Below are 20,124 nucleotides of genomic sequence, written 5' to 3' on the forward strand. Positions count from 1 at the left end.
GGGGTGTGGCCCGCCGTACCCGGCTCCGGGCGGTCAGGCTTGATCCCTGCGCCGGGCACGGCGGGCCACACCCCGTCGGTGCCCGCTCGCCGTCCTCGGCTCACCCTCCATCCCCGGTCATGCCCGCCTGCACCCGTAGCGCCGCCACCTGCCCGGCTGCCCGCGTGGCGTCCGGTGATCAGGGCGGCGTGGACGTTTCCCGGCCGTTGTGGGGTACATGGCGTCCTTGATCACGGTCGGTGGCCAGGGTTGCGTCCCATGATCCGTTGACGTTGGCCCGGGCGGATGGCAGCGCGGAGCCCGGCGGAGCGTCAACCGATCATGAGTGCCGCCCGGCGGCACCGGTGGCTCCTGGTACGAAACCGTCCCGCCACGGGCCGTCTCGTACCAAGATCCCCAGCGGTCGCGCCTCGACCCTGCATGCGGACTTTGTCCGGTTGCGTCATGGGTGTCGGGTGCGGCATGGGCGGGCGGGCGTCATCGGGTCCCCGATCGGGGGCCGGTGTCCGGTTCGGGGGTGTGGCCGGGGGCATCGTGGGGGCGGAATCGTGGCCGGGGCGGGGTCGTTACACCCTGCGTACGACCGAGCAAGACCGCGCCGCCCCATGGGTGGGTGCCGGGGCCCCGGAATGATGGCGGGCCGGCGGTCGTTACACATGGTCCGGCCGACGTGAGGGCATCCCCCCGCCCCGCGAACAGCCCGATCCTCCGGTCGACACGGCCGATCTGATCTTTTTCCTTCGGCGAGACGCCGGAGAACTTCCTTGAGTTCGTTGAGTGCCGGATGGTGCTTGCGCCCACACGAGCCGGATCCCCCTTTTCGGTGTGGGTGCCGACCCCCGAATGGAGCCTCTGTGATGAACACGATTCTGCGTAAGAGCGTTCTTGGTGTTGCTGGTCTGGCGTTTGCCGGTGGTGTGTTCGCCGGTCCCGCGACCGCCCACGCGACCCCGTCGGTGGAGTCGGTGCCGGTGGCGGTGGCGGTGGCAGCCGACAAGCCGGACAAGGCGAAGCTGGTGCCGCATGGTGTGCAGGGCGCGCAGTCGCGTATCGAGCTCTCCGACGAGCAGGTCGGCAACGTCAAGGCGATCATCGCGGCGACGAAGAAGGCCGGCATGGACGAGCGGGCCGCCGTGGTGTCGATCGCGACCGCGTTGCAGGAGTCGAAGTTGGAGAACCTGGGTCATCTGGGTGAGCGCAACGACCACGACTCGCAGGGCCTGTTCCAGCAGCGTCCGACCTCGGGTTGGGGCACGGTCGAGCAGATCACCGACCCCGAGTACTCGACGACGGCGTTCCTCAAGGCGCTGAAGCAGGTCGACGGGTGGCAGGACATGCCGCTGACCGAGGCCGCCCAGACCGTGCAGGTCTCGGCGTACCCCGACCACTACGCCCAGTGGGAGCAGCAGGCCGCCGACCTCGTCGCCGAGCACTGGAACAACTGACCCAGCAAGGAAATGACGCCGCTGGCCGGCACCCCACCCGGGGTGCCGGCCAGCGGCGTCTGCGTTCGACAGCGCCGGTCAGCGGGACGCGGCGGCGTGGACCCGGACGACCACGGCGGTGGCGTTGTCGTCGCCGCCGGCTGCCAGGGTGTCGTCGAGCAGGTCCCGCACCGCCTCCTCCGGGCGCGGCGCCGCGAGGAGTTCCCGCATCAGGTGGTAGTCGACCTGGTCGCTGACGCCGTCGGTGCAGAGCAGCCAGACGTCGCCGGGGCGCAGCGACACCGCGAGCAGGTCCGCCTCCGGCTCGTCCGGGTGGCCGGCGTAGCGGGTGAGCTGGTAGCGGGCGCGAGCGGCGTCGGGGGAGTCGGCCGGGTACCAGCCGTGCAGCACGCCCAGCCAGGCCGCCGTGTGGTCGACGGTGATCAGCTCCAGCAGGCCGTCGCGCAGCCGGTAGGCGCGGGAGTCGCCGAGCTGGACGAGCCAGCCCTGCCCGCCGTCGGGCTCCACGAGCAGGGCGGTCAGGGTGCAGCCGGTCAGCTCCGCCAGTTCCGCGCCGGCGGCGCGTACGGCTGACTGGACGTGGGCCACGGCGGCGCGCAACAGGCGTGGGTCGACCGTGGGCCAGGCGGCCCTGACCCGCGCGACGAGGGTGCCCATGGCCGTCGTGCCGGCCCGGTGGCTGCCCTCGCCGGCGCCCATGCCGTCGGCGACCGCGGCGAACGGCAGGACGGGGTCGACGTGCAGCACGTCGAAGTTGGCCGGGTAGCGGTTGCCGACCACGCTGCCGCCGGCGAACTCCAGCGTGATCTCGCCGAGCGGGAGGCGACGCGCCTCACCGGGCATGGTGGCCTCGGCGCGGCGGCCGGCGGGGGAGGGACACCGGCGGACGGTAGCACCGGGCCGACCGGACGCGGGTGTCAACATGGGTTGACACTGCCTCGATGTCAACGTAAGTTGACGACATGAGTCAGGCAACGGAACTCGCGGCGGCAGCCGGCAGCACCGACCCCCGGGTCGGGCTGCGCGCCGTCCGCGCGCTGCGCCGGTTGCTCGAACGGCTCGAGGTGGTCCAGGTGGACAACGCCCGTCGACAGGGCTGGTCCTGGCAGGAGATCGCCGACGAGCTCGAGGTCAGCCGGCAGGCGGTCCACAAGAAGCACGCCGGGCGTCCGGCGGTCGGATCCTCCTGGGAGGCGTGATGTTCGAACGGTTCACCGACCGGGCCCGCACGGTCGTGCGGCACGCCCGGGACGAGGCCCGGACCGAGGGCCGACGGCCCGTCGGCACCGAGCACCTGCTGCTCGCCCTGCTCGCCGACGGCGACAGCCTCGCCGCCCGGGTGCTCGCCGAGGCCGGTCTGCGCGCCGACGACCTGCGGGCCCGCGTCCGCCGGCACGCCGAGCGGGGAGCCACCGGCCTCGGCGACGCCGACGCCGCCGCCCTGCGCGAGATCGGCATCGACCTGGCCGCCATCGTGGCCCGGATCGAGGAGTCCTTCGGCCCGGACGCGCTGCGCGAGGCCGCGCCGGCGCCGCGCCGCCGCTGGGGTCGCCGGCGGTACGCGGGCGGCCCCTTCTCCCCGCGCGCCAAGAAGGTGCTGGAGCTGGCGTTGCGGGAGGCGCTGCGACTGCGTCACCGCCACATCGGCACGGAGCACATCCTGCTCGGCGTGCTCCGCGAGGGGCACGGGCTCGGCGCACTGGTGCTCACCGAGGCCGGGGCGGACCTCGACGACCTGCGCCGCCGCGTGGAGACCACCCTCCGCACCCCGGCCTGACCACCCACCACCCCCACCCACCCGTCCCCGCCCGTCGATCATGAGGTTGGCGGTGAAGTGGATCTCAGGGACCACGGTCAACCTCATGATCGACGGGGGTCAGGACGGCCCGTCCTCGCCCGGCGCAGCCGGGCGGTGGGTAATCGGGTGGGCGGCGGAGCGGTGGGGGCGTTCGGCAAACCCGTTTTCCCTGCGCGTAACGTCACCGCGCCGTCGGGTCGCTGCCGTGCCGGATCTGCTGCACACTGACGCCGTGGAGCCTCGACAGGACAAGGGACGCGCGACGCGCGACGGCGGTCTGCGCTCCGCCGTGGTGGTCAACCCGGTGAAGGTGGCCGACCTCGACGAGCTGCGTCGTACGGTCCACGACGCCCTCGCCGCGGCCGGCTGGCCCGAGCCGCTGTGGTTCGAGACCACGGTCAAGGACCCGGGCCGCGGCCAGACGGAGGAGGCGGTCGAGGCCGGCGTGGACCTCGTCTTCGCCTGCGGCGGCGACGGCACCGTGATGGCCTGCGTCAGCGGCCTGGTCGGCACCGACGTGGCGCTCGCCGTGCTGCCCCAGGGCACCGGCAACCTGCTCGCGGCCAACCTGGGCCTCTCGGGTGACCTGGCCGCCGGGCTGGAGGTCGCCGTCGAGCGTGGCCGCCGGCTGCTCGACGTCGGCGCGGTCGAGGACCAGTACTTCACGGTGATGGCCGGCATGGGCTTCGACGCCCAGATGCTCGCCGACACCTCGGAGACCACCAAGAAGCGGATCGGCTGGCCGGCGTACGTCGTGGGGGCCGCCCGGCACCTGCGCGACCGGCCGATGAAGGTCTCCATCCGCATCGACGACCAGCAGCCGATCCGCCGCCGGGCCCGCTCCGTCCTCGTCGCCAACGTCGGCCGCCTCCAGGGCGGCGTGCGCCTGCTCACCGACGCCGAACCGGACGACGGCTACCTCGACGTCGCGGTGCTCACCCCCCGTACGCTGCGGCACTGGCTCGCGCTCGGCTGGGCGGTCGTACGCCGGCAGGACAGCGTGCCCCGGATGGAGGTCTTCCGGGCCCGACGGGTGGAGATCACCAGCAACCGGCCCCAGCCCCGGGAGCTCGACGGCGACCTCATCGAGCCGGGTCGCACCCTCAAGGCCGAGATCCGGCGGCGGGCGCTGTGGCTCTGCGTGCCGCAGCCGGCGCAGGATCCCGACCTGGCCGAGGACGCCCGGGCGGCCGCCGAGCGCGGTGAGCAGCTCGTCGAGGAAGCGCGCCGTGAGTAGCACCCGGATGGTGCCGGAGACCCGGCTGATGTCCGACGAGGAACTCAACGCCGACGACGCCTGGCACACCCTGCGCCGGCAGGGCGGCTGGCACCTGCTGCGGGACGCGTTCATCCGGTTCCGCTACGGCGACGGGTTCAGCCACTCGCGGGCCTTCGCGCTGCAACTCTGCCTCGCCGTGGTGCCGTTCCTGATCGCGCTGACGGGCCTGATCAGCGAACTCGGCGTGGAGGAGGGCGGCCGGGTGGTCGCCGACACGGTACTCGCGCTCACCCCCGGGGCGAGTGAACCGATGGTGGCCGAGCTGCTCGGCGAGGGGGACCGCACCGAACGCGCCGGGGAGCTGGCGCTCAGCCTCGGCCTGTTCACCGGCCTGGTCGCGCTGACCGGCACCATGGCCCAGATCGAGCGCGGCGCCAACCGGATCTACGGCGTGGAACGGGACCGGCCCGCGTTGTGGAAGTACGTCCGCGCCACCATCCTCGCCCTCACCGCCGGCGTGCCGGCGCTCACCGGGTTCCTGATCCTCGTCGGCGGCGGCCCGATGGGCGACTCCGTGCAGCGGCACTACGCGTGGGGCGAGTTCGCCAACGGCGTCTGGGACGTGGTGCGCTGGCCGCTCAGCCTGGGCCTGACCGTCCTCGCCGTCGCGGTGATCTTCCGGCACGCCCCCCGCCGCAAGCAGCCCGGCCTGTCCTGGCTCTTCTTCGGCGCCGGCATCGCCACCGCGTTGTGGTGGGTGGCCAGCCTGCTGCTCGCCGCGTACGTGCGGTTCAGCGGCGGGTTCGGCCAGACGTACGGGGCGCTGACCGGGATGATGGCGCTGCTGCTCTGGGCCAACCTGACCGGCATGGCGCTCTTCGGTGGACTGTCCTTCGCCGCCCAACTGGAGGCGCTGCGCATCGGGGTGCGCGAGCCCGCCCAGCCCGACCTCTGGGAGCCCGAGGCCGAGCGCGAGGAGATCCACGACACCGGCGAGATGAGCTCGCTGTAGCTCCGCTTCGGACACCCCTCGGTGTACGCGGAGCGCCGATCGGGTATTGCGGCACGCCAGAAGCGAGAGGGAGGCTGCCGTGGGCGCGGTCAAAGAGGCGTTGCGACGACCCTTGGGTCACTTCACCGAGCGGACCCTGGCCGGCCTGGCGATCGTGCTGGGTGCCGGGGTCGGTTTCGGGGTGCTCCTCGTGCTGGTCCGGACCCGGTGGTCCCCGCTCTACGACGTCGACCACGGCGTGGCCGCCTGGCTCAACGACCTGGTCGCCCCGCACGGGCCGCTGGTGACCGTGCTCAACGCGCTCACCGACCTCGGCGGGCGGGCGGTCATCATCTGGCTGGTGTCGGTCGCCGTGGTCGGCCTGCTGATCCGCCGGCAGGGCCGGCTCGCGGTGTTCCTGATCGTCACCGGCGTGGGCGCCCTCGTCCTCGACCCGGCGCTCAAGACGCTGGTGGACCGGCTGCGCCCCGAGGTGGAGGTGCCCATCGGCACGTACGCCGGGGACAGCTTCCCCAGCGGGCACGCGCTCGGCTCGATGGTCGCGTACGGGGCGCTGCTGCTGGTCTTCCTGCCGGCCATGTCGCGCCGCTGGCGCAGGCCCGCGATCGCCCTGGTCGCCGTCGTCGTGTTCCTCATCGGCCTGACCCGGGTCGCGCTGGGCGTGCACTTCGTCTCGGACGTGCTCGGGGCCTGGCTGCTCGGCGCCGCCTGGCTCGGCGTCACCGCGTACGCCTTCCGGCTCTGGCGGCTGGAGCGCGGCCGTCCGGTCCCGACGTTGAGCGAGGGGCTGGAGCCGGAGGCCGCGCACGACGTGGCGCCCGCGCCCGACGAGGCGCACCTGCTGCCGCACCCCCGGGCCGCCGTGTTCGAGCTGGTCGTCGGCTGGGTGCTGGTCCTCGGCGCGCTCTACGGCTTCGGCATGTTCGTCAGCTACCACGCCGGCGGCACCTTCTTCGCCACCCTGGACACGGACGTGCCGAGGTGGTTCGCCGAGCACCGCACCCCCGGCCGGGACGACTTCAGCTACTGGTGGAGCAAGGTCGGCGACACGCACGCGATCCTGCTCATCTCACTCGTCTTCTGCCCGCTCGTGCTCGCCGTGTGGCGGCGCTGGCGGCCGGTGCTGTTCGTGGCGCTGACCATGTTCGGCGAGCTGACCCTCTTCCTCGCCTCCGCCGCCGCGGTCGACCGGCCGCGCCCGCCGGTCGGCAACCTCGACGGGCCGATGCCGACCTCCTCCTTCCCGTCCGGCCACATCGCCGCCACGCTCTGCGTCTGGGTGGCGATCGCGGTGATCGTCTTTCCGCGTACCGACCGGTGGTGGCGGTGGGTCTTCGTGGCGCTGGCGGTCGTGATGCCGGCCGGCGTGGCGATCAGCCGGATGTACCGGGGAATGCACCACCCCACCGACTTCATGGGCGCGATCATCCTCACCACCCTCTGGATCGGGTTGCTCTACTGGGTGGTCCGCCCCAACGAGGACCTGCGCGAGGGCAACCGGCCGAGCATCGAGTCCGAGGACGTGCACACCCTCGACGACGAGCTGGCCAAGGCCGCCCGGGTGGACTGACGCCGCCGATGCTGCGGGCGATGACCTGGAACATCCGGACCGGAGGACGGGACTCCGGCGGCGCCGACCGCCGGGACCTGCTGGTCCGGGTCGTCGCCGCCGAGCGGCCGGACGTGTTGGCCCTGCAGGAGCTGCGGGACTTCGACTCCGGTGACGTGCTCGCCGACTTCGCGGGCCGGGTGGGGATGCGTCCCCACCTGGCCCGTTCCTGCTTCGGTCAGCCGGTGGCGGTGCTGCTGCGACCGCCGCTGCGCGCCCTCTCCGCGACCCGGGTACGCCGGCCGTTCCACCACGCCGCGCAGCGGGTCACCGTGGCGACCACCGCCGGCCCGCTGACGGTGCTGAGCGTCCACCTGGACCCGTACTCGGGGCTGCGGAGGCGCGTCGAGGCGGGCTGGGCCGCCGCCGCGCTGCGCCGCGCGCCGGGGGAGCTGGGGCTGCTGGCCGGCGACCTCAACACCCTCGACCCGGTCGCCGACCATACCGACCGCATCGCCCGGCTCCCGGCCGCGTACCGCCGCCGGCACCTGCGCCGGGACGGGCGGACGGTGGAGACCCGGGCGGTGGCCCGGCTGCTCGCCGCCGGCCTGGTCGACCTGTACGCGACGCCGGCCGGCCGGCGGCGGGAGGGGACGCCGCCCGACGGCGGGTTGACCGCGCCCACCCGGCACGGCGGCGGGGCGGAGTTCTCCGGGATGCGGCTGGACTATCTGCTCGGCACGGCTGCGCTCGCCGGCCGGGTGCGGGACTTCCGGGTGCTCCGGGGCGGCGAGACCGAGTACGCCTCCGACCACTACCCGGTCGTCGCGGACCTGGACCTCGACCCCGCCTGACCGCCCTGGCCTGACCGTCTCGGCCCGCCTGACCGGCCTCGGCCCGCTCCAGGGCACGGTCGGTGGCGCGCGCGGCCCACTCCGGTGCGCCCCCGGGGGTCGGGGCGGCGGTGCGGTTGCCGGTGCCGACTACCGTGAGCCGGTGATCAACTCGTCGAGCCCGGAGCCGGGGAACGCCGGTGCCCCGCCCGCCCCGCTGTTGGTCGCCGTCGCCCGGGGAATCGCGCTCGTCGTGGTGGTGCCCCTGCGGCTGGCCTGGGAGCTGGTCGCCGTGGTCGGCCGCTGGCTGTACCGCTGGCTGCTTGCGCCGGTCGGCCGGTTCCTGGACCGCTGGCTGCTGCGCCCGCTGGGCTGGCTGCTGCGGCACCTGGTGTGGCTGCCGCTGGTGTGGCTCGGCCGGGGGTTGGCCTGGCTGCTCCGGACGCTGGTCTGGGTGCCGCTGGTGTGGCTGGGTCGGGGGCTGGCCTGGCTGGCGTACCACCTGATCTGGCTGCCGGTGCGCTGGCTGGCCCGGCTCCTCGCCCCGCTCGGACGCCTGCTGGTGGCCGGGCTCGCGGCGCTCGGCCGGTGGCTGGCGGCGGTGGGCCGGGTGCTGCTGCACGCGCTCGCGTGGGCGTGGTGGGCGGCGGGGCGGCTGCTGTGGTGGTGCTACGCGCTCACCCTGCGCCCGTTCGTGCTCGGGGCGGGCTGGCTGTGGCGTCACGCGGTCCGGCCGGTGGGGCGGGCGGTCGCCGCCGCGTGGCGGGCGACGGTGTCGCCGGCGGCCCGGTGGGTGCGCCGCGCCGTGCTGGACCCGGTCCGCCAGGCGACCCGCGAGGTGCTGACCGCCCTCGGCCTGCGCGGCTGACCCCCCGACGTCGCCCCGATGGGCGGTGCCCGGGCGGGATCCTGGTGCGAACCGGCCCCTCCAATCCCCAGGACCGGTGCTGGAGCCGCGGCCCGGGTGGCGTCACAGGAGCAGGTTGAGCAGGACGGTCAGGACGACCGACGCGACGATCGAGAAGAGGATCATCAGCAGGCAGCCCAGGCCGCCGCCGGCCGGACGGATCTCCGTGTTGCCGATGCGCATGTCGTCACCTGTTCGTCAGCGAGGGGGCGAGGAGGGCGCGGATCGCGTCGGCGACCTGCGCCGGGGCGGTGGTCACGACGTTGTGCGCGGCACCCGGCACGGTGACCGTACGGGCGTGCGGCACCAGCCGGCCCACCTGCGAGCGCCAGGCCGGCGGCACGACCGGGTCCCGGGAGCCGGCGACCACCAGGGTCGGCGCGGCGATGCGGACCAGGTCCGCCTCGATGCCGTTGTGCACCGAGTGCGACAGCGTCGCGTGGACCCGCCAGGGGCGGGCGTCGAGGACGTCCCGGGCCAGGATCGGCGCCTGCAACGGCGCCTCCCGCAAGGTGTCCACGAGCCAGCGTCCGAACTGTCCCCGCCGGGACCGGGCGGCCGGGTCGCTGGTCGGGCCGGCGAGCACCACGGCCCGGACCGCGTCGGGGTGCCGGGCGGCCAGCGCCGCGACGACCTCCGCGCCGAACGAGTGCCCGAGCAGGCAGACGGGCGGCATCCGGTACGCGGCCAGCCAGGCGGCCAGGTGCGCGGCGTGCTCGACCACGTCGTACGCGCGGCCGGGGCGCTCGGTCAGCCCGAAGCCGGGCAGGTCGGGCGCGTACACCGGATGGGTGTCGCCCAGCGCCAGGGCGAGCGGGGTCAGGTAGCGGTGGGACACGGCCAGCCCGTGCACCAGCACGACCGGGGTGGCGGCGGTGCCCGGGTCGCCCGCGCGGCGGGTGTGCGTACGCAGCCCGTCGACCAGCCGCCACTCGCTGGTCAGCCCGGCGGCCGGCTTCGGGGCGGCCAGCGCGAGGCGCAGCTCCGCGGGGCCGAACCGGCCCGGCGGGGTCGCCCGGGGCCGGCGGGTCGCTGTCGCCCTCACAGCTCGCGCAGCCTCGGCAGGAGCTGCTCCTGCGCCCAGTCCAGGAACATCGGCTGCGTCTCGCCGCCCACCTGCACGATCGCCACGTGGGTGAAGCCGGCGTCGACGAACTTCCGGAACGCCTCGACGTGCCGGTCCACGTCGGGGCCGCAGGAGACCCCCTCGGCCACGTCCTCCTCGCGGACGAACTGGGTGGCGGCGGCGAACGACTCCGGCCCGGGCAGGTCCGCGTTGACCTTCCAGCCCATCCCGAACCAGCGGAACTGGTCGTGCACGATCTTGCGGCACTCCGCCTCGTCCGGGCCGTAGCAGATGGCCACCTGGCCGTAGCGGGGCTGCCCGGCGCCGCCGGCCTCGTCGTACATCTCGATGATGTGCGGGTCGGGCTCGGTGGCGACGAGGCCGTTGCCGTACTCGGCGGCGAGGGTGACCGACTGGCGGCCGGAGGCGGCGACGGCCATCGGCACCGGCCGGGCCGGCCGGTCCCACACGTAGGCGTCGGGCACGTCGTAGTGGTTGCCCGAGAAGGTCAGCGTCTCCCCGTTGAGCAGCGGCCGGATGATCTGGAGGGCCTCCTCGAACATCTCGTGCCGCTGCTGCACGTGCGGCCAACCGCCGACCACGTGCTCGTTGAGGTTCTCGCCCGCGCCCAGGCCGAGGGTGAACCGGCCGTCCGAGAGCACCCCCACGGTGCTGGCCTTCTGCGCCACGACCGCCGGGTGGTAGCGGCGGATCGGGCAGGTAACGAAGGACATCAGCTCCGCCCGGCTGGTGGCGTGCGCGACCGCGCCGAGCACCGACCAGGCGTACGGGGAGTGGCCCTGGGAGTCCAGCCACGGGTAGTAGTGGTCGGAGATGACGAGCTGGTCGAAGCCGGCCGCCTCCGCCCGCACCGCGTAGTCGACCAGCTGCTTGGGGCCGGCCTGCTCGCACATCAGGGTGTAGCCGACGCTGACCATGGATGTCTCCTTCCGACCCGGGCGGATCATCCCCGGATACCCCTGTCCGGCCGGCTCAACCCTCGCGTCCGGTGTCGACGGGCCGCTGCTTAACCGGTTCATTGCGTGACCGGCCGGACCGGCCTACGCTGATCCCTGCGCCGCCGGGAGCCGGGCGGCGGCTGTCGGGCTGCAGCCGCCATCCCCTGTGACGTCCCACCCCCACCTGGGCAGCGGGGGTCCTCCCTTTGAGGAAGGCCATGAAGAAGAGACTCTCCGCCGCCGGTGCGGCCCTGATCGCGCTGCTGGTCGCCGTCCTGGCGTTCGGCCAGCCGGCGCGGGCCGCGACCGGCTTCTCCGTCGCCGACGGCAAGCTCTACGACGCAGGAGGCAGCGAGTTCGTCATGCGCGGCGTGAACCACGCGCACACCTGGTACCAACAGCAGACCAGCTCCTTCGCCAACATCAAGGCGCTCGGGGCGAACACCGTGCGGGTGGTGTTGGCCAGCGGCCAGCGGTGGACGAAGAACGACACCGCCGACGTCGCCAACGTCATCTCGCTGTGCAAGGCCAACCGGCTGATCTGCGTGCTGGAGGTGCACGACACCACCGGCTACGGCGAGCAGAGCGGGGCGGCCACCCTGGACCAGGCGGTCGACTACTGGCTGAGCGTCTCCAGCGCCCTCGCCGGCCAGGAGAAGTACGTCATCGTCAACATCGGCAACGAGCCGTACGGCAACCAGGGCTACGGCACCTGGGCGACCGACACCGCCAACGCGATCAAGCGGCTGCGGGCAGGTGGCCTGACGCACACCATCATGGTCGACGCCCCCAACTGGGGTCAGGACTGGTCGTTCACCATGCGCGACAACGCCGCCTCGGTCTTCGCGGCCGACCCCCAGAAGAACACGGTCTTCTCCATCCACATGTACGGCGTCTTCGACACCGCCGCCGAGATCGGCGACTACCTCGGCCGGTTCCGTGCCGCCAAGCTGCCGATCGTGGTCGGCGAGTTCGGCTTCGACCACTCCGACGGCAACCCCGACGAGGACACCATCCTCTCTTACAGCCAGGCCAACGGGATCGGTTACCTGGGCTGGTCGTGGAGCGGCAACGGCGGTGGCGTCGAGTACCTCGACATGGTCACCAACTTCAACCCCGCCGCCCTGACCACATGGGGCCAGCGCATCTTCAACGGGGCGAACGGGATCAAGGCCACCGCGAAGGAGGCGACGGTCTTCGGCGGCACCCCGCCGCCGACCACCCCGCCGCCGACGACGCCCCCGCCCACCACCCCGCCGCCCACCACGCCCCCGCCGACGACTCCGCCGCCGGGCGGCTGCACCGCGGCGTACACCGTGACCAACCAGTGGCAGGGCGGCTTCCAGGGTGAGGTGAAGGTGACCGCCGGCTCGGCGGCGATCACCGGCTGGACGACGAAGTGGACGTTCCCGGGAGGCCAGACCGTCAGCCAGTCCTGGAGCACCGTCCTGAGCAGCAGCGGGGCGACCGTCACGGCCCGCAACGCCGACTGGAACGGCCGGCTGGGCGCCGGGGCCAGCACCAGCTTCGGCTTCATCGCCAGCGGGAACGGCACCAACGCCACGCCCGCGGTGACCTGCACCGCGAGCTGAGATCACGCACCAGGAGGTGGCCGGGTCCGCACGGACCCGGCCACCTCCTTGCGGCAGGGGGTGTGTCATCGGTCGACGGGAAACCGGGCTCGGCAGGCCCGTCCCGCCGGCTGCGCGTCAACTGATCACGGGCTTGGTCAGGCCGGCGGAGGTTCGCCAGCCACGGCGAGGCGGGCGGCGCGCATCGTCAGGTAACGCTGCTCGGGCAGGCTCGTGGTCAGGCCGGCGGCGACCCGGTACGCGGCCACCGCCCGCTTCCGGTCGCCGGCCATCTCGTGCAGGTGGGCGCGGGCGGCGGGCAGCCGGTGGTGCCCGGCGAGCCGGGGGTCGGCGTCCAGGGCGTCCAGGGCCGCCAGGCCGGCGGCCGGGCCGTGCACCATGGCGGTCGCCACCGCGCGGTTGAGGGAGACGACGGGGTTGCCGGAGGCGCGCTCCAGCACCTCGTACAGGGCGAGGATCTGCGGCCAGTCGGTCTCGGCGGTGCTGGGCGCCTCGTCGTGCAGGGCGGCGATGGCCGCCTGGAGCTGGTACGGCCCGACCGGCCCGCGCGGCAGCGCCCAGGTGACCAGGGCGACCCCCTCGGCGATGGCCGCCGCGTCCCACCGCCCGCGGTCCTGGTCGGCCAGGGAGATCAGCTCACCCGAGGGCCCGGTCCGCGCGGCGGCGCGGGCGTCGGTGAGCAGCATCAGCGCGAGCAGCCCGGCGACCTCGGCGTCGGAGGGCAGGAGCGCGCGCAGGGCCCGGGTCAGCCGGATCGCCTCCTCCGACAGGTCGACCCGGCGCAGGTCGGCGCCCAGGCTGGCGGTGTGCCCCTCGGTGAAGATCAGGTAGAGCACGTGCCGCACGGCGGCCAGCCGGGCCTCCCGCTCGGCGGGCTCGGGCATCCGGAACGGAATGCCCGAGCCGCGGATGCGCTGCTTGGCGCGGCTGATCCGCTGGGCCATGGTGGCCTCGGGCACGAGGAAGGCCCGGGCGATCTCGGCCGTGCCGAGGCCACCGACCGCACGCAGGGTCAGCGCGATCGCCGACGCCGGCGTGAGCGCCGGGTGGCAGCAGAAAAAGAGCAGCGTCAGGGTGTCGTCCCGGTCGGTGCCCAGCTCCTCGTCCGGCGGCGGCGCGGCGCGCCGGTCGTCCGGCTCGCGGCGGGCGACGAGGTCCTCGCGCCGCCGCCGGGCCGACTCGCCGCGCACAACTTCGACCATCCGCCGGTACGCGACCTGGATCAGCCAGCCGCGCGGGTTGTCGGGCAGCCCCTCCACCGGCCACTGGGTCGCCGCCGCCAGCAGCGCCTCCTGCACGGCGTCCTCGGCGGTGGAGAAGTCGCCGAACCGGCGGGCGAGCACGCCGAGGACCTGCGGCGCCAGCTCGCGCAGCAGGTCCTCGGCGGAGGGGGCGGCGTCCAGGCGTCACATCTCCTGCGGGGGCGCCGACATGACCGGGTGCACCTCGATGGGCATGTTCAGCGGTCGGCCGCCGGGGCCCGGCGCGGTGGAGATGCGCGCGGCGAGCTCGACGGCCCGCTCGGGGCTGTCGCAGTCCACGATCCAGTAGCCGGCGAGGAACTCCTTGGTCTCGGCGAACGGCCCCTCGGTGACCACGGGCGCGCCGCCGGCACCCGCCCGGACGATCTTCGCCTGGGCCGGCCCGGCGAGCCCCTGGCCGTCGACGAACTCGCCGTCGGCGGCCAGCTTGGCGTTGACCTCGCCCATGAACCCGATGTGCGCCCGGATCTCCTCGGGCGTCCACGTGTCGATCGGGGGGAAGTCCGTGCCGGCGGCGCTGAACTGCATCAGCAACATGTACTTCACGTCTGGCTCCTCACGACTGCGCACCATCATCGGTGCTCTCACCCGTCGGTAGAAGCCGGCACTCCGGTTCTCGACATCCCGGCGGAGCAATCTCCGAGGAATTTCCGCCGCCCCCTCAGCCGGCGGCGGTGACCTCCGGCAGCACGGTCTGCTCGGGTGCGGACCGATGCCTGATCGACGTGTCCCGGCGACTAGTGGGGCCGGCGCGGCCGGCGGACACCTGCCCTCGCCGGCCCCGAAATGGGGTCGCGGCTGACGTCGCCGGTCGCGATCCTTCTGTCGTGGATCAGCATTCACGTGACATCGTCGAGCACTACACGTTGCGGTACCGCGAAGACGCCCGACTGGATTCCCGGCCGCAGGCGCGGCTGGAGCGCACGCGGACGAGGGAACTCCTGCGGGAACTGTTGCCGCCCGCGCCGGCCCGGGTGCTGGATGTCGGCGGCGGGCCCGGCGTCTACGCGCGGACGCTCGTCGCCGCCGGTCACCGTGTCCGTCTCGTGGATCTGGTGTCGGGCCACGTGGCGCAGGCCGCCGGCGGCCAGCCTCCCGTCGACGCGGTGGTGGCCGACGCCCGTGCGCTGCCCGAGGAGGACGACCACTACGACGTCACGTTGCTTCTGGGCCCCCTCTACCATCTGGTGCGCGGCGAGGACCGGTTGAAGGCCCTGGGTGAGGCCGTACGGGTGACCCGCCCCGGTGGCCGGGTCGTCGCCGCGGCGATCTCGCGTTTCGCGGGACCGATCGACTTCGCCGCCACCGGTCGGCTGACCGGGGAGGCGGTCCAGGAAGCTCGGGCGTTGCTCACGGACGGGGTGAACGACCCGCGCAGCAACTTCACCCCGGCCTACTTCCACCGGACCGAGGAACTGCGCGACGAGTGCCGGGTCGCCGGCCTGACCGACGTCGTGGTGCACGGACTCGAAGGACCGGCCTGGACGGCCGCCGAGGCCGCGGCGAACGGGCCGCTGGCCGACGTCGTCTTCAGCGGCGCGTTGGACCTCGCCCGGGTCTACACCAGCGAGCCCGCGCTGATCGCCGCGAGCGCACATCTCCTCGCCACCGGTCTGGTCCCGGCAGGAGGCGGGCGACGTCCACCGGTCGGATAGCCGTACGGGCCGCAGCCACGCTGGGTGCTCTCGTCGGCGGGCGCGCCCTCACAGGCACTTCACAGCGCCTCCGGTTAGGGTCCCGGGAAGTCAGCGACCGGCTCCAGGTGGAGCGCGGTGTCTTTGCGCGGGAGTTCCGATGGTCTTCAAGAAGATGTTGAGCGCGTTCGGCGTGGGCGGGCCGAGCGTCGACACCGTCCTGACCAACCCGAACACCCGGCCCGGCCTGACCCTCGAGGGCCAGGTGAACCTGCTCGGCGGTGACACGCCGGCCAACATCGAGCAGGTCGTCGTCGGCCTGGTCACCCGGGTCGAGATCGAGGGCCACAACACGGAGTACGCCGGCGTCATGGAGTTCCACCGGCTGCCGGTCAGCGGCCCGCTCCAGCTCGCCCCGAAGCAGCAGCTCGCCATCCCGTTCCAGCTCTCGGTGCCGTGGGAGACCCCGATCACCGACGTCTACGGTCAGCGGCTGCGCGGCATGACGATGGGGCTGCGCACCGAGCTGGCCATCGCCCGGGCGGTGGACAAGGGCGACCTGGACCAGGTCAACGTGCACCCGCTGCCGGTGCACGAGCGGATCCTGGAGGCGTTCCAGCGGCTCGGCTTCCGGTTCAAGCACGCCGACCTGGAGCGCGGCCGCATCCGGGGCACGCAGCAGACGCTGCCGTTCTACCAGGAGATCGAGTTCTTCGCCTCGCCCCAGTACGCAGGCACCATCAACGAGGTCGAGCTGACCTTCGTCACCAGCCCGCACGGGGTCGAGGTCATCCTGGAGTGCGACAAGCGCGGCGGGTTCCTCACCGCCGGGCACGACGTCTTCGGCCACTACCGCGTCTCGCACGATGAGGCCGACCGGACGGACTGGGCCCAGGTGGTCGACGGCTGGCTGCGCGAGACGACGTCCCGTTACGGCAGCCTGCGCGGCGCCCACGGCTTCGGCGGGCACGGTCACGGCCGGGGGCCCGGCATGGGCGGCATGGTGGCCGGTGCCGCGCTCGGGGTCGCCGGGGGCATGATCGCCGGCGAGATGATCGAGGACGCGTTCGAGGGCGACTTCGGCGGCTTCGAGGAGTAGGACCACACACGACGGTGGCCTCCGGGACGACAGTCCCGGAGGCCACCGTGTTGTGTGCAGCGGGGCCCGGTCAGTGCCGGGCCTTGCGCTCCTCACCACTGCGCCAGTTGCTACCGGCCTTGGCCAGACCACGGCTACCCAGGTATCCGATGGTCAGCAGCGTGACCATGAACCAGGCGTTGTCGGCCCGGAAGATGTCCACCCCGGTCGTGTTCCGCCCGACCAGCTGCGAGGCGGCCAGCACGCCGATCACGGCCGCGATGTAGACCCAGAACTCGGTGGTCCGCAGCGACGGCTTGGTCTCCGTGCCGGGCGCCTGCATGGGCTCCCGGTGTCCGTCGTGCATCATCGGCAACGGACGGGTGGGCGTCTCCTGGATGGCCCGGTCCTGCATCGCGCGGTTGGGCGCGTCCTGCGTCGGCCGGTTCATCGGCCTGGTGGAAGCAGCCTGCGTGCTCATCTTGTCCTCCTCAGGATGCGATGAGTCGTACCTGCGTTCCCTCGCCCCGCTACCGCGTGTCGGCCACGGCACGGTTCGCGTTCATGGCGGGGGCACCCGCCGTCTACCCGAGCCGGCGGGGGCAGTAACCCCACGGCTGACGGGAAAAGGCCGACCACCATGGCCCAGCGCCCCGGAAGAGCAGCGTCGATCATGCAGCTGTGGTGGGGTGCAAAACGCCCGAACGGGCATCCAGCCGGCACCACGACTGCATGATCGACCGAGGCGTGGGCCGGCCGGTGTGGGGCGTCGGGCGGGTTTGCCGGCCCGGCCCTCGGGCACGCAATCCGGACCGACACTTCTGCGAGGTGATGGACGTGCGCGAGGACGACATGCGACAGGACGCCGCCCGGCGGGCCGAGGACCGGATCGCCGGCGGCGTGTACGGCGAGGGTGCCCTGGACGAGGTGACGGTGCCCCCCACCGACGTGCAGCGGGTCATCCAGGACGAGGACCCGGACGACCCCGCCCACGTCCCAGTCGACCCGGAGGTGCTGCGGGACGGCGGACCGACCCGGGGACAGGGCGCGGTCACCACGACCGGCGGCACCGCCGGCCCGGCCAGCGTGCGCCGGGTGGCCCGGCAGCCGGAGCAGCACCGCGGCAAGGTGGCCCCGACCACCACGGGCGACGCCACCACGGGCGGCCTGAGCACCCCGGCGGCCGGCTCCACCAGCGACCAGTCCGGCCCCGCCAGCCAGGTGGGCGACTTCACCCCGGACTGACCCACCCACCCCACCGCCCGCCCACCGCCCGCCCGCCCGCCCGGCCCTCGGTCCCTGCGGGGCGATCATGAGGTTGGCGGCGATGTGGATCTCCAAGACTGCCGCCAACCTCATGATCACCGGGGGCGGGCGGGCCGGGGGCGGGAGCGGGGCCAGGGTGGGCGGGTCGGTGGGTCAGGTGGGGCGGAGGATGCCGAGGCGTTGGGTGGCGCGGGTGAGGGCGACGTAGAGGTCGCTGCGGCCCCGCGGTGACTCCGCCACGATGCGGTCGGGGTCGACCAGGAGGACCGAGTCGAATTCGAGCCCCTTGGCCTGGCCGACGGTGAGCACCACCACGCGGCTCTCCAGCTCCGGGTCCTCGCCGACGGCCGCCTCGGGCAGGGCGGCGGTGAGCGCGGCGCCCAGCTCGTCGACCCGGCCGGCCGGCACGATCACCCCGAGCCGGCCGTCGTCCAGGCCGGCCGCCTCGTGGGTGCTGGCGGCCACCAGCTCCGCCGTCAGGCGCTCCGGCGCCACCGCGCGGTCCCACGGCGGCACCCCGCTGGAGCGCACGGAGCGGGGCGGGCGCAGCGCCGGATCGATCTCGGCGAGCACCTCGGCGGCGACCGCCATGATCTCGGCCGGGGTGCGGTAGCTGACGGTCAGCTCCTCCAGCCGCCAGCGCTGCGCCACGTACGGCTCCAGCGCGTCGGCCCAGGACGGGGTGCCGGACAGCGCGCCGGTCTGGGCCACGTCGCCGACGATGGTCATCGAGCGGCTCGGGCAGCGGCGCATCAGCAGCCGCCAGGCCATCGGCGACAGTTCCTGCGCCTCGTCGACGATCACGTGCCCGAACGCCCAGCGCCGGTCGGCCGCGGCCCGCTGGGCGGTGGTCAGCCGGTCCGCCTCCTCCTGCCGCTCCAGCAGCCGGTCGGCGTCGATGAGGTCGGTGACGCCGAGGATCTCACCGCCGTCGGCCTCGTCCTCCACGTCGATGGAGCGGGAGCCCCGGGCGATCTCCAGCACGCCCTCGGCGTACTCCCGTTGCAGGGCCCGGATCCGCTCCCGGCGGGCGGCGGCGGCGCGCTCGTCCTCGCCCAGCAGCTCGGCCGCCTCGTCCAGCAGCGGCACGTCGGCCGGCGTCCAGCCGCCCGGCTCGCGGTGCAGCATGGCCCGCTCCGCGTCGGTGAGCATGGGCGCGGCGGCGGCGATCCGCCCGGTGGAGGCGTAGAGGTCGGCGAGCAGGCGCTGCGGGGTGAGCACCGGCCAGAGCTGGTCCAGCACGGCCCGCACCTCGGGCTCATCGCGCAGCTCGCGGCGGATCTCCGCCACGTCGGCCTCGTCGAGCAGGTTCTCCCCGCCCAGCGGGTCCGCGCCGATCCGCTCGGCGACCTGGGCCGCGAGGGCGTGGACGATCTCGACGTCGAAGAGCACCCGGGCCAGGTTGTGCGGCCGGTCGGACCGGCGGGCCCGGTCCCGGGCGGCGCGGACGGTCTCGGGGTCGAGCCGCAGCACCTCCTGCTGCGGCAGCTCGATCTCCAGCGGCTCGTCGGGCACGCACTGCCGGTCCCGGACGGCGGCGGCCAGCACCCCGACCATCACCGCGCGGCCCTTGAGCGCGGCGGTCGCGGCGGGCTCGGCCCGGCGCGCGCTGACCCCCGGGAAGAGGTCGCCCTGGGTCCGCAGCAGCACGCCCGTCTCGGCCAGCGCCGGGAGCACCTGGGAGATGTAGCGCAGGAACGTGGCGTTCGGGCCGACCAGGAGCACGCCCCGGGTGGAGAGCTGTTCGCGGTGGGTGTAGAGCAGGTACGCGGCGCGGTGCAGCGCGACGGCGGTCTTGCCGGTGCCCGGACCGCCCTGCACCACCAGCACGCCCGGCAGGTCGGCGCGGATGATCCGGTCCTGCTCGGCCTGGATGGTCTCGACGATGTCGCGCATCCGGCCGGTGCGGCCCGCGTTGAGCGCCGCGAGCAGCGACGCCTCCCCGGTCAGCTCCTCGTGCGCGGTGGGCGAGGCCGTGGCGAGGTCCAGGACCTCGTCGTTGAGCGCGGTCACCTTGCGTTCCCGGGTGCGCAGGTGCCGGCGGCGGCGCACTCCCTGCGGATTGGCCGCGGTGGCGAGGTAGAAGGCGCGGGCCGCCGGGGCACGCCAGTCCATCAGCAGCGGGTCGTAGTCGCCGCTGGCATCGAAGATCCCGATCCGGCCGATGTAGTGCGGGCCGCCGTCGTCGGTGTCGAGCCGGCCGAAGCAGAGGCCGCTCTCCACCGCGGAGTACTGCTCGACCTGGTCGGCGTACATCCGCACCGCACTGTCGCGCTGGGAACGGGCCTGTTGCGTGCCGCCGGTCGAACGCAGCTCGTCGGTCAACCGGTCGGAGGCCTGCTCACGCAGCTCGTCCAGCCGGCGATAGAGCATCGAGACGTATTCCTGTTCGCGGCCGATCTCGTCATCGGGCTGCAATTCGGCGGAATCGGCGGAATGCCTTGACAAGCCGTCTCCCATTGGGTTAGCATCTCTCTCGGAACGGCTTTCGAGAGCCGTTCTTT

Annotated in this window: 19 protein-coding genes; 12 read left to right on the forward strand and 7 right to left on the reverse strand. The window is 73.7% G+C overall.

The genetic code is table 11. The features are described from left to right. The first annotated feature begins 857 nt into the window (after positions 1 to 857). Entirely contained in the window at positions 858 to 1,445 is a 588-nt protein-coding gene (locus AB0G13_RS19845) for a hypothetical protein (protein ID WP_357876142.1), read from the forward strand. 78 nt (positions 1,446 to 1,523) lie between these two features. Here AB0G13_RS19845 and AB0G13_RS19850 read toward each other — a convergent pair whose 3' ends face one another. After that, complete coding sequence (locus AB0G13_RS19850) at positions 1,524 to 2,288, reverse strand: protein phosphatase 2C domain-containing protein (protein WP_357876144.1); 765 nt, start codon at positions 2,286 to 2,288, stop codon at positions 1,524 to 1,526. Positions 2,289 to 2,407: 119 nt separating this feature from the next. Here AB0G13_RS19850 and AB0G13_RS19855 point away from each other — a divergent pair, with 119 nt between their 5' ends. The 7 genes from AB0G13_RS19855 (at position 2,408) to AB0G13_RS19885 (ending at position 8,724) form a co-directional block, all read left to right on the forward strand. After that, complete coding sequence (locus AB0G13_RS19855) at positions 2,408 to 2,644, forward strand: HTH domain-containing protein (RefSeq protein WP_089001290.1); 237 nt, start codon at positions 2,408 to 2,410, stop codon at positions 2,642 to 2,644. Next, positions 2,644 to 3,222 (forward strand): Clp protease N-terminal domain-containing protein, encoded by a 579-nt coding sequence (locus tag AB0G13_RS19860; protein ID WP_357876146.1) that lies wholly within the window; start codon positions 2,644 to 2,646, stop codon positions 3,220 to 3,222. The genes AB0G13_RS19855 and AB0G13_RS19860 overlap by 1 nt, the downstream gene beginning before the upstream one ends. A gap of 253 nt (positions 3,223 to 3,475) precedes the next feature. Beyond that, a complete protein-coding gene (locus AB0G13_RS19865; RefSeq protein WP_357876148.1) occupies positions 3,476 to 4,480 on the forward strand; it encodes a diacylglycerol kinase family protein in 1,005 nt (334 codons plus the stop codon). Then, positions 4,473 to 5,474, forward strand: coding sequence for a YihY/virulence factor BrkB family protein (locus AB0G13_RS19870; protein WP_357876150.1), 1,002 nt, complete (start codon positions 4,473 to 4,475; stop codon positions 5,472 to 5,474). Before AB0G13_RS19865 ends, AB0G13_RS19870 begins: the two co-directional genes overlap by 8 nt. A gap of 79 nt (positions 5,475 to 5,553) precedes the next feature. Next, positions 5,554 to 7,044, forward strand: coding sequence for a phosphatase PAP2 family protein (locus AB0G13_RS19875; protein WP_357876152.1), 1,491 nt, complete (start codon positions 5,554 to 5,556; stop codon positions 7,042 to 7,044). 8 nt (positions 7,045 to 7,052) lie between these two features. Beyond that, positions 7,053 to 7,877 carry an endonuclease/exonuclease/phosphatase family protein gene (locus AB0G13_RS19880; protein ID WP_357876154.1) on the forward strand — a complete coding sequence of 275 codons (825 nt, stop codon included), beginning with the start codon at positions 7,053 to 7,055 and terminating at the stop codon, positions 7,875 to 7,877. Positions 7,878 to 8,019: 142 nt separating this feature from the next. Next, a complete protein-coding gene (locus AB0G13_RS19885) occupies positions 8,020 to 8,724 on the forward strand; it encodes a hypothetical protein (protein WP_357876156.1) in 705 nt (234 codons plus the stop codon). A gap of 226 nt (positions 8,725 to 8,950) precedes the next feature. Here AB0G13_RS19885 and AB0G13_RS19890 read toward each other — a convergent pair whose 3' ends face one another. Beyond that, positions 8,951 to 9,808, reverse strand: a complete 858-nt coding sequence (locus AB0G13_RS19890; protein WP_357876158.1) for an alpha/beta fold hydrolase — start codon at positions 9,806 to 9,808, stop codon at positions 8,951 to 8,953. Then, on the reverse strand, positions 9,805 to 10,767 hold the full coding sequence (locus AB0G13_RS19895; RefSeq protein ID WP_357876160.1) for a TIGR03557 family F420-dependent LLM class oxidoreductase: 963 nt from the start codon (positions 10,765 to 10,767) through the stop codon (positions 9,805 to 9,807). Before AB0G13_RS19895 ends, AB0G13_RS19890 begins: the two co-directional genes overlap by 4 nt. 239 nt (positions 10,768 to 11,006) lie before the next feature. On the opposite strand from AB0G13_RS19895, the gene AB0G13_RS19900 reads away from it, so the two are divergent. Beyond that, entirely contained in the window at positions 11,007 to 12,380 is a 1,374-nt protein-coding gene (locus tag AB0G13_RS19900; RefSeq protein ID WP_357876162.1) for a cellulase family glycosylhydrolase, read from the forward strand. Positions 12,381 to 12,517: 137 nt separating this feature from the next. Here the strand turns inward: AB0G13_RS19900 and AB0G13_RS19905 are convergent, their stop codons facing one another. Next, the gene (locus tag AB0G13_RS19905) at positions 12,518 to 13,783 is read right to left on the reverse strand and encodes a DUF6596 domain-containing protein (protein ID WP_357876186.1); all 1,266 of its coding nucleotides are present in this window, start codon (positions 13,781 to 13,783) and stop codon (positions 12,518 to 12,520) included. 3 nt (positions 13,784 to 13,786) lie between these two features. Further along, the gene (locus tag AB0G13_RS19910; protein WP_357876188.1) at positions 13,787 to 14,179 is read right to left on the reverse strand and encodes a YciI family protein; all 393 of its coding nucleotides are present in this window, start codon (positions 14,177 to 14,179) and stop codon (positions 13,787 to 13,789) included. 290 nt (positions 14,180 to 14,469) lie between these two features. On the opposite strand from AB0G13_RS19910, the gene AB0G13_RS19915 reads away from it, so the two are divergent. Together AB0G13_RS19915 and AB0G13_RS19920 are read left to right on the forward strand one after the other, a co-directional pair. Beyond that, complete coding sequence (locus AB0G13_RS19915) at positions 14,470 to 15,297, forward strand: class I SAM-dependent methyltransferase (protein ID WP_357876164.1); 828 nt, start codon at positions 14,470 to 14,472, stop codon at positions 15,295 to 15,297. 139 nt (positions 15,298 to 15,436) lie between these two features. Further along, the gene (locus tag AB0G13_RS19920; protein WP_357876166.1) at positions 15,437 to 16,375 is read left to right on the forward strand and encodes a sporulation protein; all 939 of its coding nucleotides are present in this window, start codon (positions 15,437 to 15,439) and stop codon (positions 16,373 to 16,375) included. Between the two features lie 70 nt (positions 16,376 to 16,445). Here the strand turns inward: AB0G13_RS19920 and AB0G13_RS19925 are convergent, their stop codons facing one another. Continuing rightward, positions 16,446 to 16,835: a hypothetical protein gene (locus AB0G13_RS19925; protein ID WP_357876168.1), complete on the reverse strand. Its 390-nt coding sequence runs from the start codon at positions 16,833 to 16,835 to the stop codon at positions 16,446 to 16,448. Positions 16,836 to 17,191: 356 nt separating this feature from the next. Here AB0G13_RS19925 and AB0G13_RS19930 point away from each other — a divergent pair, with 356 nt between their 5' ends. After that, entirely contained in the window at positions 17,192 to 17,599 is a 408-nt protein-coding gene (locus AB0G13_RS19930) for a hypothetical protein (protein ID WP_357876170.1), read from the forward strand. Positions 17,600 to 17,773: 174 nt separating this feature from the next. Here the strand turns inward: AB0G13_RS19930 and AB0G13_RS19935 are convergent, their stop codons facing one another. Further along, the gene (locus tag AB0G13_RS19935) at positions 17,774 to 19,993 is read right to left on the reverse strand and encodes an ATP-binding domain-containing protein (protein ID WP_357876190.1); all 2,220 of its coding nucleotides are present in this window, start codon (positions 19,991 to 19,993) and stop codon (positions 17,774 to 17,776) included. Between the last annotated feature and the right edge of the window lie 131 nt (positions 19,994 to 20,124).

Source organism: Micromonospora sp. NPDC023633 (genome assembly GCF_040640035.1).
GTDB lineage: Bacteria > Actinomycetota > Actinomycetes > Mycobacteriales > Micromonosporaceae > Micromonospora.